This window comes from Rhodoferax saidenbachensis, assembly GCF_001955715.1.
GTDB classification, from domain to species: Bacteria; Pseudomonadota; Gammaproteobacteria; order Burkholderiales; family Burkholderiaceae_C; genus Allorhodoferax; species Allorhodoferax saidenbachensis.
Genome location: NZ_CP019239.1, coordinates 1,374,417 through 1,388,936, shown reverse-complemented (window position 1 = coordinate 1,388,936; position 14,520 = coordinate 1,374,417). Strand labels below are relative to the sequence as shown.

Annotated in this window: 13 protein-coding genes; 7 read left to right on the top strand and 6 right to left on the bottom strand. The window is 59.5% G+C overall.

What is annotated here, in order from left to right; translation table 11 throughout:
* Position 1: 1 nt before the first annotated feature.
* A complete protein-coding gene (locus tag RS694_RS06645) occupies positions 2-280 on the top strand; it encodes a ComEA family DNA-binding protein (protein WP_029705987.1) in 279 nt (92 codons plus the stop codon).
* Positions 280-666 (top strand): fluoride efflux transporter CrcB, encoded by a 387-nt coding sequence (gene crcB / locus RS694_RS06640; protein ID WP_029705988.1) that lies wholly within the window; start codon positions 280-282, stop codon positions 664-666. Before RS694_RS06645 ends, crcB begins: the two co-directional genes overlap by 1 nt.
* A gap of 44 nt (positions 667-710) precedes the next feature.
* On the opposite strand, the gene RS694_RS06635 is transcribed toward crcB, so the two are convergent.
* On the bottom strand, positions 711-1,742 hold the full coding sequence (locus RS694_RS06635) for an IS30 family transposase (RefSeq protein ID WP_029705989.1): 1,032 nt from the start codon (positions 1,740-1,742) through the stop codon (positions 711-713).
* A 208-nt stretch (positions 1,743-1,950) separates the two neighbouring features.
* On the opposite strand from RS694_RS06635, the gene RS694_RS06630 reads away from it, so the two are divergent.
* The 3 genes from RS694_RS06630 to RS694_RS06620 all read left to right on the top strand — a co-directional run bounded on the left by RS694_RS06630 (position 1,951) and on the right by RS694_RS06620 (position 5,756).
* Entirely contained in the window at positions 1,951-3,210 is a 1,260-nt protein-coding gene (locus RS694_RS06630) for a putative Na+/H+ antiporter (RefSeq protein WP_029707318.1), read from the top strand.
* 153 nt (positions 3,211-3,363) lie between these two features.
* The gene (locus tag RS694_RS06625) at positions 3,364-3,963 is read left to right on the top strand and encodes a TRAP transporter small permease subunit (protein ID WP_029707319.1); all 600 of its coding nucleotides are present in this window, start codon (positions 3,364-3,366) and stop codon (positions 3,961-3,963) included.
* A gap of 14 nt (positions 3,964-3,977) precedes the next feature.
* Positions 3,978-5,756, top strand: coding sequence for a TRAP transporter large permease (locus RS694_RS06620; protein ID WP_029707321.1), 1,779 nt, complete (start codon positions 3,978-3,980; stop codon positions 5,754-5,756).
* Between the two features lie 177 nt (positions 5,757-5,933).
* Here RS694_RS06620 and RS694_RS06615 read toward each other — a convergent pair whose 3' ends face one another.
* The 4 genes from RS694_RS06615 to xseB form a co-directional block, all read right to left on the bottom strand.
* On the bottom strand, positions 5,934-7,013 hold the full coding sequence (locus tag RS694_RS06615; protein WP_029707323.1) for a TRAP transporter substrate-binding protein: 1,080 nt from the start codon (positions 7,011-7,013) through the stop codon (positions 5,934-5,936).
* Between the two features lie 210 nt (positions 7,014-7,223).
* On the bottom strand, positions 7,224-9,110 hold the full coding sequence (dxs, locus tag RS694_RS06610) for a 1-deoxy-D-xylulose-5-phosphate synthase (RefSeq protein WP_029707325.1): 1,887 nt from the start codon (positions 9,108-9,110) through the stop codon (positions 7,224-7,226).
* 78 nt (positions 9,111-9,188) lie between these two features.
* Entirely contained in the window at positions 9,189-10,130 is a 942-nt protein-coding gene (locus tag RS694_RS06605) for a polyprenyl synthetase family protein (RefSeq protein ID WP_029707326.1), read from the bottom strand.
* Between the two features lie 8 nt (positions 10,131-10,138).
* Positions 10,139-10,384 (bottom strand): exodeoxyribonuclease VII small subunit, encoded by a 246-nt coding sequence (gene xseB / locus RS694_RS06600; RefSeq protein WP_029707327.1) that lies wholly within the window; start codon positions 10,382-10,384, stop codon positions 10,139-10,141.
* 194 nt (positions 10,385-10,578) lie between these two features.
* Between xseB and RS694_RS06595 the strand changes: the two genes are divergently transcribed.
* Together RS694_RS06595 and RS694_RS06590 are read left to right on the top strand one after the other, a co-directional pair.
* On the top strand, positions 10,579-11,742 hold the full coding sequence (locus RS694_RS06595) for an aromatic ring-hydroxylating oxygenase subunit alpha (protein ID WP_029707329.1): 1,164 nt from the start codon (positions 10,579-10,581) through the stop codon (positions 11,740-11,742).
* Between the two features lie 69 nt (positions 11,743-11,811).
* On the top strand, positions 11,812-12,699 hold the full coding sequence (locus RS694_RS06590; RefSeq protein ID WP_029707331.1) for a DMT family transporter: 888 nt from the start codon (positions 11,812-11,814) through the stop codon (positions 12,697-12,699).
* 129 nt (positions 12,700-12,828) lie between these two features.
* On the opposite strand, the gene RS694_RS06585 is transcribed toward RS694_RS06590, so the two are convergent.
* On the bottom strand, positions 12,829-14,520 hold the full coding sequence (locus tag RS694_RS06585; protein ID WP_029707332.1) for a saccharopine dehydrogenase family protein: 1,692 nt from the start codon (positions 14,518-14,520) through the stop codon (positions 12,829-12,831).

Below are 14,520 nucleotides of genomic sequence, written 5' to 3'. Positions count from 1 at the left end.
CATGCTGAAGCGATGCCTGATGTTCCTGTCGATCGCGCTTTTGAGCGCTGCGAGTTTTGCTGCAGTGGAAGTCAACCAGGCCACCGAGGCCGAACTCGACAGCATCAGAGGCCTGGGGCCCAGCAGCACGGCCCGCATCCTCAAGGCGCGTGAGCAAGGCGCTTTCAAGGACTGGGCCGACTTCATGGTCCGTGTCAAAGGCCTCAAACCAGCCACCGCCGCCAAGCTGTCCAAAGCTGGACTGACCGTACAGGGCTCACCCTACGCAGGAACACCCTGATGTTGGCAGTCTTCGCCATCAGTCTGGGCGCCAGCGTGGGCGCATTGGCCCGCTGGCAACTCGGCCTGTGGCTGAACCCCGCAAGCACCGCCATGCCCCTGGGCACACTGGCTGCGAATCTCATCGGCGGCTATCTGGTCGGCGTGGCTGTGGCGGTGTTTCAGGCGCTGCCCCAGCTCGACCCCGCCTGGCGCCTCGCACTGATCACCGGGTTTCTGGGCGGGCTCACCACGTTCTCCAGTTTTTCGGCGGAAGTGGTGGCCATGCTGCAACAGCAACGCTACGCCATGGCACTGGGAACCACGGCGGTACATGTGCTGGGATCACTGCTGCTGACCATGGCAGGCCTGAAATCTGCTACGTTATTGATAGCTGCTCGCGCATGATTGACAGGGGGCGGAGTCAAATCCAAGTGCAACACAAGCTGAGTTTATTGGATGGAGTCAGGAGAGTGCTCAAGCTTGGCCAGCCACTGGCCGTACACCTCCAGCGGAGTCAACCAGCCCAGCGTCTTGCGAGGCCGTCCATTCATCAAGTCAGCAATCCCGTCGAGTTGCTCCTGGCTGTAACCCGACAGGTCTGTCCCCTTTGGCAGGAACTGTCGTACCAAACCGTTGGTGTTCTCATTGGTGCCACGCTGCCAAGGACTGTGCGGATCACAGAAATACACGGCAACCCCGGTGTTGGCTGTCAATTGCGCATGGTGAGCCATCTCACGCCCCCGGTCATAAGTCAGTGTTTGGCGCATAGGCTTGGCAATACCGTTGAGCTTGTCCGTAAACGCTTGCAGCACGTGGGCTGCAGTGGCTGGGTTGGGATGCGGCAGCTTTACCAACATCAGGAGCCGGGTGCTGCGCTCTACCAGGGTGCCCACAGCACTGAGGTTGCCTGCTCCTTTGATCAAGTCACCTTCCCAGTGACCAGGGAACAGTCGATCCTCAACCTGCGGGGGACGTACATGGATGCTCAAGAGATCAGCGATCTGACCGCGGCGGTCTTCGCCACGTGAACGGGGCCAGCGCTTGGTGCGGGCCAGACGCAAACAGGCAATGAGCTCGCGGCGCAGCTCACCCCGGGGTTGGGCGTAGATGACGTTGTAGATGGTTTCGTGAGAGACGCGTTGGTGCGCCTCATGCGGATGCAGTGTAGCTAGGCGAGAGGCAATTTGCTGGGGTGACCAACGCAGTTGCAATAAGGCGTGCACAGAGGCGAAGAGGGCATTGCCCGCCACCAGCTTCGGGGGCGGTCTGCTGTGGCGACGCCTGCGCACAAAGCGCTGTTGTGCGAATCGGCAACTATAGGCACCAGCACCGCTGTTTCGGTTGATCTCACGACTCACCGTGGAGGGGGCACGACCCAGTACTCGGGCTACCGCCCGGATACTCAATCCGAGCTCAAGGCATACAGCAATGGTCTGGCGCTCTTTGTAATCGAGCTGTTTGTACTCTTGGTTCAGTTTCATGGACACACCTTATTGAAGTTTCAATCGGTGTGTTGCACTTCACTTTTGAGCGAGCCGGGCCTTTGGCCCTATTTTCCGTAAATTGTGGGTGCCTGGCCTGTTCCGGACCGGTGTGTCAGGGTTTGTTCAGCCCCAAACCGGCTTGCAAACATTAGACTGCGGTGCGCGCAATGTGCGCTTCATGACCCGCTAGTTGAAAAGAAAACCCATGTCCGCCCCCACCCATATTCAAATCATCGGCGCAGTCCTGTTTGCACTGGCCGTCATTCACACCTTCTCCACCAAATTTTTTGAGCACTTGGCCCACACCCAGCCCAACCATGCGGGCATCTGGCATTTGTTGGGTGAAGTGGAGGTGGTGTTTGGCTTCTGGGCCATGGTCATGATGATCTTCATGCTCGCCATCAGCGGAAAAACCGAGGCCACCACCTACCTGGACAGCCGCAATTTCGGTGAGCCCCTCTTTGTATTTGCCATCATGGTGGTGGCCGGCACCCGCCCCATCCTGCAGTGTGTGGAGAGTGTCGTCAAAGTCGTCGCACGCGTGCTTCCCCTGCAGCAAAGCATGTCGATTTATTTTGTCACGCTGGCCCTGGTCCCGTTGATGGGCTCCCTGATCACCGAGCCGGCTGCCATGACGCTGGCGGCACTGATCCTGCGCGACACCCTGTATTCCAACGCCATCTCCAGCAAACTCAAGTACGCAACTATCGGCGTCTTGTTCGTGAATATTTCCATAGGCGGCACGCTCACGCCCTTTGCAGCTCCTCCCGTATTGATGGTGGCGACCCAGTGGAATTGGGATTTGTGGTTCATGGTCAGCCACATCGGCTGGAAGGCGGCGGTAGCGGTATGCGTGAATGCGGCCGGGGCCATGCTGCTGTTCCGTCGCGAAATCGCAGCACTGCCCGCAGCACAGGTCAGCGCCATAGCGCCAGTCCCAGTGTCCGTGGTACTGGTGCACCTGCTGTTCCTGGCACTGATCGTTGTGTTCTCCCACCACACGTCCGTGTTCCTGGGGCTGCTGTTGTTCTTCCTGGGATTCGCCACGGCCTACCAGCGCCACCAGAACCCGCTGATCCTGCGTGAAGCCCTCATGGTGGCTTTTTTCCTGGGTGGCCTGGTGGTCCTGGGCGGCATGCAGCAATGGTGGCTGGAACGCGCGCTGACCGGCATGGATGCCAGCACCGTGTACGCGGGTGCTACGTTGCTGACGGCCATCACGGACAACGCCGCGTTGACTTATCTGGGTTCACAGGTTGCAGGCCTGAGTGAAGAATTCAAGCTGGCGCTGGTCATGGGCGCCGTCACCGGGGGCGGCCTGACCGTCATCGCCAACGCACCGAATCCGGCCGGTGTATCCATCCTGCGTGGCAAGTTCAATGAAAGCGCCATCCATCCCCTGGGCCTGCTGATCGCCGCCACACCGCCCACCATCGTGGCCATCATCGCCTTCCGATTGTTGTAGTCGTAACCGGCGCGCCTAAGGGTAAACACCGAAGGCCAGCGTCAGGCTTATTTCAGCGACAACGGGTTACGCTCGACGTTCTTTGGTACCCGTTGGGGTGCTTGGTATCGGGCGTGCCGCATATGGCGACACGAATAACAATCAGGAGCCACTATGCAGGCACTTCTCAAACTATCCAGAGCCGTCGACTGGCTCAACACACAGATCGGCAAATACGTCATTTGGCTGATCCTGGCCTCCACCATCATCAGCGGCGTCAATGCCGCTGTGCGAAAGGCGTTCAATATCGGATCGAACGCATTTCTGGAGGTCCAGTGGTACCTGTTTGCCGCGTCGTTCCTGATCGCTGCGGGCTACACCCTGCTCAATGGCGAACACGTCAAGATCGATGTGGTGTCCAGCAAACTATCCAAGCGCGCGCAGATCTGGATCGATGTGATTGGATTCACCTTCTTTCTGACCCCGGTATGCCTGGCCATCCTGTGGTACGGCATTCCTTTCTTCCTCAAGGGCTTTCACTCCGGTGAAATATCGGGCAACGCCGGTGGCCTGGTGCGCTGGCCGGTGTACGCCATGATTCCGTTGGGCTTCACATTGCTGTTGCTGCAGGGCTGGTCCGAGCTGATCAAGCGCCTGGCTTTCTTGCAAGGCCTCATAGAAGACCCCACTGCCAAAAAAGTGGAGAAGTCTGCCGAAGAGGAACTGGCAGAAGCCATCCAGCGCCTGGCTGAATCCAAAAACAAAGCTGTCTGAGCCCGGAGCCACTCATGGAATTCTTTACTACCAATATGGCCCCGATCATGTTCGCGGGCTTGATCCTCTTTTTGCTGATGGGCTTTCCCGTCGCGTTCAGCCTGGGCGCCTGCGGCCTGTTTTTCGGCTTCGTGGGCGTGGAACTGGGCGTGTTGCCCGAAGCGCTCTTGCAAGCGCTACCCCTGCGCTTGTTCGGCATCATGCAGAACGACACCTTGCTGGCTATCCCCTTCTTCACATTGATGGGGCTGATCCTCGAACGCAGCGGCATGGCCGAAGACCTGCTGGAAACCATTGGCCAACTGTTTGGCCCGGTGCGCGGTGGTCTGGCCTTTGCCGTGATTTTCGTGGGTGCCCTGCTGGCAGCGACCACCGGTGTGGTGGCCGCCTCCGTCATTTCCATGGGTCTGATTTCCCTGCCCATCATGCTGCGTTATGGCTATGACCGCCGCATTGCTGCGGGTGTGATTGCCGCGTCCGGCACACTGGCACAAATCATTCCACCGTCCCTGGTACTGATCATTCTGGCCGACCAGCTGGGCCGCAGCGTGGGTGACATGTACAAGGGTGCCTTCATCCCCGGTTTCATGCTGACCGCCATGTACACCGGTTATGTCGTTTTACTGGCCATTTTCCGACCCGCCTGGGTACCTGCGCTACCACTGGAAGCACGCACCATCCGTGAAGACAGCGGTAAAAGCGGCCTGCTATCCCTGCTGATCCTGACCATTGTGTCCACAACCGTCGCCGTGTACTTCGGCGAGCACTACGCCAATGTCTACAGCTGGTTCAAGGGCGAGCTGGTTGAAAAGGTGGCCACCGACGAAACTATCGTGGTGTCCATGTGCGCTGGCGTGATGCTGGCCTTCGTGATTGCACTGATCAACAAAGTTACCCGCATGGGCCTGCTGTCTCGCATGGCGGAGCGCGTCACTTTTGTGCTGATCCCGCCGCTGCTGCTGATTTTCCTGGTGCTGGGTACCATTTTCCTGGGCATTGCCACGCCGACTGAAGGCGGCGCCATGGGTGCACTGGGTGCGTTCATCATGGCCATAGCCCGCGGACGCCTGAGCATGAGCTTGCTCAAGCAGGCCCTCAACACCACCACCAAGCTGTCCTGCTTTGTGGTGTTCATCCTGATCGGCTCCACCATCTTCAGCCTGGTATTCCAGGGTGTGGACGGCCAGAAATGGGTGGAGCATCTGCTGACGGGCCTGCCAGGCGGCCAGACCGGCTTCCTGATTGTGGTCAATGTGCTGATCTTCTTCCTGGCCTTTTTCCTGGACTTCTTTGAGCTGTCCTTCATCGTGGTGCCCTTGCTGGCACCCGTGGCGGAAAAGCTGGGCATTGACCTGATCTGGTTTGGCGTGCTGCTGGGCGTGAACATGCAAACCTCCTTCATGCACCCGCCCTTCGGCTTTGCGCTGTTCTACCTGCGCAGCGTAGCCCCTGCCAAGGAATACACCGACCGCCTCACCAAGAAGCTGATCCAGCCCGTCACGACCATGCAGATCTACTGGGGCGCGGTACCGTTTGTGCTCATCCAGGTCATCATGGTTGCGCTGATCATCTTCTTCCCTGGCATTGTCTCCAGCGGACTGGACAAGGTTGAAGCCGTCGATATGGACCAGGTGCAAATGCAGATGGACGCCGACAGCAAGATGCCTGAAACACCCGACGTTCAGATGCCCGATGGCGCAGCAGCACCTGCCACGGAAGATGCCACGCATGCAGAAGAAGACCCCATGAAGGCCATGCAGGAATCCATGGGCAAAGACGAGCCCAAGAAGTAGCCTCACTTCTTACCCACTTCACATCGACCCGGTCTGCGCACACTGCGTGGACCGGGTCTTTTTTTGCCCATACCGTGCTCCGCTGCCGGGCAGGCAAAGACCCCACTACAGGACAAAATGCGGGCCAAAGAAAAAGCCCCGCAAGCGGGGCTTTTTGCTGTGCCGTGAATCTTTCGATTACAGCTTCTGGGCTTGCATGAAGCTGTCGAAACGGGCTTCGGTGAAGCGGAACCAGAGGTTCTGGTCCTTGCGGAAAGCGGAGTAGTCTGCGTACACCTTTCTCCAGTTTTCGTTCTTGGCGCCCACTTCTGCGTACAGGGCCATGGACTCTTTGAAAGCCAGATCCATCACGTCCTTGGGGAAAGGCAGAACTTTGACCTTGGCACCCACCAGTTGCTTGAGCGCGTTGGGGTTCTTGGCGTCGTACTTGGCCTGCATTTCGGTGTGGGCGAATGCGGCGGCGCATTCCACAATGACCTTGTTTTCCGCAGACAGGCTGGCATAGGCCTTGTCGTTGATGAAGAAGTCCAATTGGGGGCCGCCTTCCCACCAGCCGGGGTAGTAGTAGAACGGAGCCACCTTGTTGAAGCCCAACTTCTGATCATCGTAAGGACCCACCCACTCAGCTGCATCAATCGTGCCTTTTTCCAGCGCCTGGTAGATTTCGCCGCCAGGAATGTTCTGGGGCACGCCACCCATGCGCTCGATCACACGGCCAGCGAAACCGCCCACGCGGAATTTCAAACCCTTGATGTCCTTAACCGACTTGATTTCCTTGCGGTACCAGCCACCCATTTGGGCACCGGTGTTGCCGCCAGGGAAGTTGACGATGTTGTACTTGCCGTAGAACTCGCGCATCAGCTTCAGGCCGTTGCCTTCGTACATCCAGGCTGTCATCTGGCGGCTGTTCAGACCGAAGGGAATGGCACAACCCAGGGCAAAGACCTCATCCTTTCCATGGAAGTAATAAGGCGCTGTGTGGGCCACTTCCACGGTACCGTTCTGGACGCCATCCACCACACCGAAAGCAGGCATCAATTCGCCGGCTGCGTGGGTGGTGATGGTGAACTTGCCGCCCGACATTTCGGTCACTTTTTTGGCGAATGTATCCGCCGCACCGAAGATGGTGTCCAGCGATTTGGGGAAGCTGGAAGCCAGACGCCAGCGAAGGGCGGCCTGGGCATGCACTGCAGGTGCAGCACCTGCGGCAAGAACGCCAGCGATGCCAGCGTTTTTGATAATTGAACGACGATCCATATGTAGTACTCCGGTATGTGTTGTAACCATCCATCTCGCGATATGGTTATGCCAACCCGCGAGGACTGCGAAGAGTCAGTGGGGATTGTAGGAACGGCCGCCCCTCGCACTGTGGGGGTTTTCCCTTGAAAACACACGCAGCACAAAACGCTTTCAGGATTCTGCAAGGCTGCTTGTCGAGCAGCCTATCAGGCCCCTGTAAGAATGCCTTCAGGCTGCGCGCACCACCGGCGTGCGCAGATTGCCAAAGCGGCGCTGGATGGACGCCTGGATGCCCGACGCATCCAACCCCTGCAGCGACAACAAACGCGCAGGGTCACCGTGCTCGATGAACTCGTCACGCAAGCCCAATTGCAGCACGGGCACGGCAACACCTGCTGCATGCAATGCCTCGGTCACGGCACTGCCGGCGCCGCCCATCACGGCGCCCTCTTCCAGCGTCACCAGTGCCTGGTGTTGTGCCGCGACCTGCAGCAGCAACTCCACATCGAGCGGCTTGGCCCAGCGCATGTTGACCACGGTGGCGTCCATCGCCTCCGCAGCGGCCAGTGCCGGGTACAACAACGTGCCAAAGGCCAGGATGGCAATGCCACGGCCCTGACGGCGGATCTCGCCCTTGCCAAATGGCAGACCTTCCAGGCTCTCCTGCGTGGCCACACCGGCACCGGCGCCCCGCGGGTAACGCACCGCTACCGGGTGGTTTTGCGCAAACGCGGTGCTGAGCAACTGGCGGCATTCGTTCTCGTCGGCCGGACAGGCCACCGACATGTTGGGAATACAGCGCAGGAAAGGAATGTCATACGCACCGGCGTGGGTGGCGCCATCGGCACCGACCAGCCCGGCGCGGTCCAGCGCAAACACCACGGGCAGGTTCTGGATGGCCACGTCGTGGATCAACTGGTCATAGGCGCGCTGCAAGAAGGTGGAGTAAATCGCCACCACCGGCTTCAGGCCTTCCGTGGCCAGACCACCGGCAAAAGTCACAGCATGTTGCTCGGCAATGCCTACGTCGAAGTAACGCTCTGGGAAACGTTTTTCAAACTCCACCATGCCTGAGCCTTCGCGCATGGCGGGCGTGATGCCGACCAGGCGCTCGTCTTGCGCGGCCATGTCGCACAACCATTCGCCAAACACCTGGGTGAAGGTTTGCTTGGGCGCAGCGGCAGGCTTTTGCAAGCCGATGGAAGGGTCGAACTTGCCCGGGCCGTGGTAGGCCACGGGATCAGCCTCGGCGAGTTTGTAGCCCTGGCCTTTTTTGGTCACCACGTGCAGGAACTGCGGTCCCTTCAGGTGCTTGATGTTTTCCAGCGTGGGAATCAGCGAGTCCAGATCGTGCCCATCGATGGGGCCGATGTAGTTGAAGCCAAATTTTTCAAACAACGTGGCCGGCACCACCATGCCCTTGGCCTGCTCTTCGATGCGTTTGGCCAGCTCAAACAGCGGTGGTGCGCCCTTGAGCACCGTCTTGCCCACGTTTTTGGCGGCTGCATAAAACTGGCCACTCATCAACTGCGCCAGGTAGCGGTTCAGCGCCCCCACGGGCGGGCTGATGCTCATGTCGTTGTCGTTGAGGATGACCAGCAGCTTGCAGTCTTCCACACCGGCGTTGTTGAGCGCTTCAAACGCCATGCCGGCGGTCAGTGCGCCGTCGCCGATGATGGCGACCGAATGGTTGTCTTTGCCCTGAATGCGGGCGGCCAGTGCCATGCCCAGTGCGGCAGAGATGGACGTACTGGAGTGCGCCGTGCCAAAGGTGTCGTATTCACTCTCGGCCCGCTGCGGAAAGCCCGACAGGCCACCCATCTGCCGCAGGCTGGCCATGCGGTCGCGCCGACCCGTCAAAATTTTGTGCGGGTAGGTCTGGTGGCCCACGTCCCACACCAATCGGTCATCCGGCGTGTTGAACACATAGTGCAATGCCACGGTGAGCTCCACGGTCCCCAGGTTGGAGCTCAGGTGCCCACCGGTTTGGGAGACACTGTCGAGCACATAGGCACGCAGCTCGTCAGCCAGGGTGCGCAGCTCGGCACGCGGCAATGCGCGCAGGTCTGCGGGGGCGTTGATGGTTTGCAGCAGGGGGTAGGAAGTGTTCGACATGCTATATTTTTTGTAGCTGCTTGCGCTTATTTTTAAAGGGCTAGAGGCCTATTTCTTATAAATTCTGAAGCAATGCGTTCAATGCGCGCGGTTCACCACCATATCGGCCAAGGCGCGCAGTGCCACGGTATCGAGCAGACCGCTGGCGTCCAGCACGTCCAGTGCCTGGGTCAACAAGGCTTGTGCATAGGCCTGGCTGGCCTGCAGCCCCATCAGCGACACATAAGTCGGCTTGTCGTTGTCGGCGTCCTTGCCCGCCGTCTTGCCCAAGGTGGCGGAGTCGGCCGTCACGTCCAGTATGTCATCCACCACCTGGAAGGCCAGGCCAATCGCTGCGCCATAGGCCTCCAGCGCTGCCAGCGCCTGCGGCGTGGGGTTGGCACACTGCGCGCCCATCACGACGCTGCCTTGGAGCAGTGCACCGGTCTTGAGCTGGTGCATCTCACGCAGTTGGTTTTCGGTCAGGGGCAGCCCCACGCTGGCCAGGTCAATCGCCTGACCACCGGCCATGCCCGCGCTGCCCGCAGCACGGGCCAGCAAACTGCACAGGCGTGCCTGCACCGCACAGGGCACAGACTCGTCCAGCGGCGTAAGAAGCTCGAACGCCAGCGCCTGCAGTGCGTCGCCCGCCAGCAGGGCGCTGGCCTCGCCAAACTGCACATGCACGGTGGGTTTGCCCCGGCGCAACACGTCGTTGTCCATGCAGGGCATGTCGTCGTGCACCAAAGAGTAAGCGTGGATCAGCTCCACCGCGCAGGCTGCCCGCAGTGCCGCAGCGGGGCAGCCGTGACCATTGGCCGCCACGGCTTCGTGGGCCGCCAGCACCAGCAGCGGGCGCAGGCGCTTGCCACCATCGAGCACGGCGTAGCGCATGGCCTCGACCAGCGCCGCCGGGGCGCCATGGTCCAGCCCCAGGGGCGCGTCGGCCGTAACCCAGCGCTCCAGCGCCTGCTCGACCTGGGCCAGACGGGTGCGGCTCCAGGTGTCTAAAGCGAAAACGGTTGTGGATGGTGCAGACATCACGGCGCTCATTGGGCTTTCCAGGCTTTGAGGGCGCCGTCGTCCAGCACCTTGATCTGGTCTTCCACGGCCTGCAGTTTGCTGCGGCACAGTTGCAGCAGCTCGGCACCGCGCTGGTAACCACTGAGCAATTGCTCCAGCGGCATGTCGCCAGACTCCAGCCGCGCCACCAGGGCTTCGAGTTCGGCCATGGCGGTTTCGTAACTCAGGGTCTCTGTGGCGGCGGGGGAGGAGGTGGCGGGAGCCTTGGGCATGGAAATGGGCAAAAAGTGGTTGCACCGGTCTGTGACCGGCAAAGGGGGATTTTAGGGCCTTACAATCCCCCCTCGCGCAGCTCTCGAGGTAGCTGCCATTCATTCCCCTGCCTGCAGGGGTTTTGTCTCTTTCCAGGACCGAGTTGTGCAACACCTGTGCAAACTATTTTTCCACGCATTCTGTGGGGTCGACCATGTCTGACCTGAGCCTTCCACTCCAGCAGGCCCACAGCCAGCTCCCCGTTTCAAGCTACTTTGACCCGGCGCTTTACCAGCGCGAAATGCAAAGTATCTTTCAGCAAGGGCCCCGCTACGTGGGGCACACCCTGAGCGTCCCCAACGTGGGGGACTACTACACCCTGCCGCAGGAAAAGCAGGGCCGCGCGCTGGTGCGCAATGCGGGCGGCGTGGAACTGATCTCCAACGTCTGCCGCCACCGCCAGGCCCTGATGCTGCAAGGGCGCGGCTCCCTGACCCAAACCGCCACAGGGGCTGCCAGCGGCAACATCGTCTGCCCCCTGCACCGCTGGACCTACAGCGGCGCGCATGCGGGTGGCAACGGCAGCCAGAGCGGCACATTGATAGGCGCACCCCACTTTGCGCAAGACCCCTGCCTGAACCTCAACAACTACAAGCTGCAGGAATGGAACGGCCTGCTGTTTGAGGCCAATGGCTTTGACGTCGCAGCCGCCATGGCCGACTTGGGCCCGCGCGCCGACCTGAGCTTTGACGGTTATGTGCTGGACAAGGTCGAGATGCACGAGTGCAACTACAACTGGAAGACCTTTATCGAGGTCTATCTGGAGGACTACCACGTCGGGCCCTTCCACCCGGGCCTGGGCCAGTTTGTCACCTGCGACGACCTGCGCTGGGAGTTCAAGGAACACTACTCGGTGCAGACCGTGGGTGTGGCCAACCGCCTGGGTAAGGCCGGCAGCCCGGTCTACGAGCGCTGGCAGAACGCCCTGCTCGACTACCGCAACGGACAGCCGCCCAAATACGGCGCCATCTGGCTCACCTGCTACCCGCACATCATGGTCGAGTGGTACCCCCACGTGCTGACCGTGTCCACGCTCTACCCCATGGGTGTGGGCAAGACCATGAACATGGTGGAGTTCTACTACCCCGAAGAGATTGCCGCGTTCGAACGCGAATTTGTCGAAGCCCAACAGGCCGCCTACATGGAAACCTGCGTGGAAGACGATGAAATCGCCGAGCGCATGGACGCCGGTCGCGCCGCCCTGCTGGCGCGTGGCGACAACGAGGTCGGCCCCTACCAAAGCCCCATGGAAGACGGCATGCAGCACTTCCACGAGTGGTACCGCCGCACCCTGGGTGCAGCCAAACCCAGCCTCTAAACACTACTAATTTAATAGCTGACTGCGCACGCTATATGCGGGCTACAGCACTTTTTGACTGTTAAAAGCATGCAAGCCCTGTGGATGGTATTGGCCTCTTTTTGGTTCGCATTGATGGCCGTGGGCATCAAGTACGCATCCAACAGCTTTGGTACGTTTGAGCTGGTGTTCTACCGCGGCATCGTCAGCATCATCTTCATGGGCATCGTGGTGCGCGCGCGCGGCGCCACGTTGCGCACGCCGGTACCGATGATGCATATGTGGCGCAGCTTCATTGGCGTCATCTCGCTGGGCTCCTGGTTCTATGCCATTGCCCACCTGCCACTGGCCACGGCCATGACACTGAACTACATGAGCGGCGTCTGGGTGGCGGCCTTTGTAGTAGGCGGCGCCCTGCTCTACGGAAAAAACCAGCCCCAGGGCGCGCTGATCGGTACCGTGCTCATGGGATTTACCGGCGTGGTCATGACACTACGCCCCACCATGGACCAGAACCAGCTGTTTGCCGGCGTGGTGGGCCTGCTCTCCGGCTTGGCGGCCGCACTGGCCTACATGCAAGTCACCGCCCTGGGCAAAATCGGTGAGCCCGAAGAACGCACGGTGTTCTATTTTTCAGTGGGCAGCGCCGTGGTGGGCGCCGCCGGAATGTTGTTTACCCAATTCACCCCCTGGAGTTCGGTAGCCTGGCAGGACGCTGCCTGGGTGGTCCCCATCGGCATCCTCGCCTCGCTGGGCCAGTGGTGCATGACCCGCGCCTACAGCCAGGGCGCCACGCTGGTCGTCGCCAGCATGCAGTACGCGGGCATCGTGTTTGCCGTGTTCTTTAGTCTGGCGCTGTTTGGTGACCACATTACGCCGACGGGCTGGGCCGGGATTGCGGTCATTGTGACGAGCGGGATTTTGGCGACGGTGTTGCGTTCACGGGCGCTACCGGATACCCCGGCGGAAGAGCATTGACTGAATCAGACTGAGAGCAATCGGTCACCGAAATTGACTGGTTGGTGAATCTGGGCTGGCAGAGGTCAGCAAAAGGTCAATGGGAATGAGGTTTGAGGTTTGAGGTTTGAGGTTTGAGGTTTGAGGTTGTTAGCTATTTTCTGGAATACGTGGAGCAAGGTAGCCCACGTACCTCACAACCAAGCCTAGCAACGGGTGCCTGATCTCTACGTGGAAGTGGAACATCTCAGCTTTCTCGCATTCATAACTATCCCCAAACGGTGCCCAACTCCTTGGCATGCTTAAGCCGAAGAAGCTCCAGTTGCGAACAACAAAGTTAAGTCTCCCTTTTTCTAGTATCAGTGCCATGCCGAACTTGAATGGTCCAAACCGTTCATCAAGCAGGTGCTCATTGCGCCCGCTTCCCGAGCTTAAAGTGCTCTGGAACTTCCGACCACCAAAATCCCGTGTCCAAATCTCACGACTGGATGATTGGTCGAAAGTAACCGTAATGGGCACTTCTTTGCTTGCCTTGGGAAATCGGAAGATGCCCGCCGTGATACGCGCCAAAATTCCTGTGCCTCGCTCAACGCTGGCCAAGCCACTCAGGGCCCGAGTTGATCTCGTGTTTGTGTGGGCCGCGCGAACTGACTGCGGAAGTTGCTGCCAGGCAGGTCCCAGTACTCGCTCAACAGGTGAGCGCGCTTCCATGTTCGTAACGTCTTGCCGCTCCCCCGTATAAATGGTTCGCTTGGTGAAGATCCGCTCATAGTCCTCAAGCTCCAGTTCACCGGACGCTGGTCGTGCCCCAGGCTTTGGAGGTTGACCATCGAGCGCGTGCTCGACAAGCGCCTGTAGAGCAAAACAAGGGATATAGGGCCCGTCATTCCCTTCAGCCAGCATGTGCCATGACCGGGTAGCCGGCTTCCCATTCGAATCGGTACCCTTGACCTCCACAAACATGCCTCCGCGGTGTTCGCCCCAACGCAGGATTTTGATTGCGTGATAGAACACCAGAGAAAACGGCCTCAGCGATGGGATCAATCCAATCCGAACCAACCAGGCCAGTCCGTTGAGCATTCGATGCAAGACCTCAGGTACCGGACCTGCGCCCATCCAGACTTCGTGAACATCAGGCCAAAGCTGGGGCAACACATGAAGGTCGGGTACGTCCACCAAAGAAAACCGGGTCCTGCGCAGGGGTAGTCGGCCCGGCGGGCTGATGGTGTAGTTATGGATTTCAGTCAGGGCGTAGCCATGGGTTTGCACGCCACCCCGAACCAGAGGGATTTTCTGGCCAGAATATGCCGCAATTGCCCGGATCACGTTCTCGCCGACCACCGCATAGGGGGACGGGGCAATTCCACCTCGTATGGTGATGACTTTGTGCCAACCTTTCGTGATTCTTCGAACTACTGCAGCTGTCAGCACAGGAAAGCTGCTGACTCCAGAAAGAACATAGACCCCCTGGGCTTTTGCTTGTTGATCGAACTGGTGAATGCTATTGACGAATTCAGAACCGTCAGCAAAGTCCATATAGTTCACATGGCAGTCCAAACATGCCTGAACAACCCTGTAGGGATCCCTACCGTAGTTCTGGAAGGGTCCGCTGGCATCAATGACCAAGTCAGGCTTTATATGGATGAAATGGCCATGGAGGTCAGAGTCCCGGTCAATGGCAATTGCATGGACTGTCGCAATTTGGGGCAACGTACTGGAAAGTTTCTGCGCCTTATTGAGTGATCGACCCGCGATGACTAGTGACACCCTAGGATCAGCCGCAAGGATTTCGCAAAGGCGCGCGCCAAAGATTCCGTATCCGCCCAGAACAAGTACCTTCAT

What these genes read in the sequence shown, in the direction of transcription:
- RS694_RS06645 (WP_029705987.1), top strand. Translation starts at nt 2, where the DNA reads ATGCTGAAGCGATGCCTGATGTTCCTGTCGATCGCGCTTTTGAGCGCT.
- crcB (WP_029705988.1), top strand. Translation starts at nt 280, where the DNA reads ATGTTGGCAGTCTTCGCCATCAGTCTGGGCGCCAGCGTGGGCGCATTG.
- RS694_RS06635 (WP_029705989.1), bottom strand. Translation starts at nt 1,742, where the DNA reads ATGAAACTGAACCAAGAGTACAAACAGCTCGATTACAAAGAGCGCCAG.
- RS694_RS06630 (WP_029707318.1), top strand. Translation starts at nt 1,951, where the DNA reads ATGTCCGCCCCCACCCATATTCAAATCATCGGCGCAGTCCTGTTTGCA.
- RS694_RS06625 (WP_029707319.1), top strand. Translation starts at nt 3,364, where the DNA reads ATGCAGGCACTTCTCAAACTATCCAGAGCCGTCGACTGGCTCAACACA.
- RS694_RS06620 (WP_029707321.1), top strand. Translation starts at nt 3,978, where the DNA reads ATGGAATTCTTTACTACCAATATGGCCCCGATCATGTTCGCGGGCTTG.
- RS694_RS06615 (WP_029707323.1), bottom strand. Translation starts at nt 7,013, where the DNA reads ATGGATCGTCGTTCAATTATCAAAAACGCTGGCATCGCTGGCGTTCTT.
- dxs (WP_029707325.1), bottom strand. Translation starts at nt 9,110, where the DNA reads ATGTCGAACACTTCCTACCCCCTGCTGCAAACCATCAACGCCCCCGCA.
- RS694_RS06605 (WP_029707326.1), bottom strand. Translation starts at nt 10,130, where the DNA reads ATGTCTGCACCATCCACAACCGTTTTCGCTTTAGACACCTGGAGCCGC.
- xseB (WP_029707327.1), bottom strand. Translation starts at nt 10,384, where the DNA reads ATGCCCAAGGCTCCCGCCACCTCCTCCCCCGCCGCCACAGAGACCCTG.
- RS694_RS06595 (WP_029707329.1), top strand. Translation starts at nt 10,579, where the DNA reads ATGTCTGACCTGAGCCTTCCACTCCAGCAGGCCCACAGCCAGCTCCCC.
- RS694_RS06590 (WP_029707331.1), top strand. Translation starts at nt 11,812, where the DNA reads ATGCAAGCCCTGTGGATGGTATTGGCCTCTTTTTGGTTCGCATTGATG.
- RS694_RS06585 (WP_029707332.1), bottom strand. Translation starts at nt 14,520, where the DNA reads ATGAAGGTACTTGTTCTGGGCGGATACGGAATCTTTGGCGCGCGCCTT.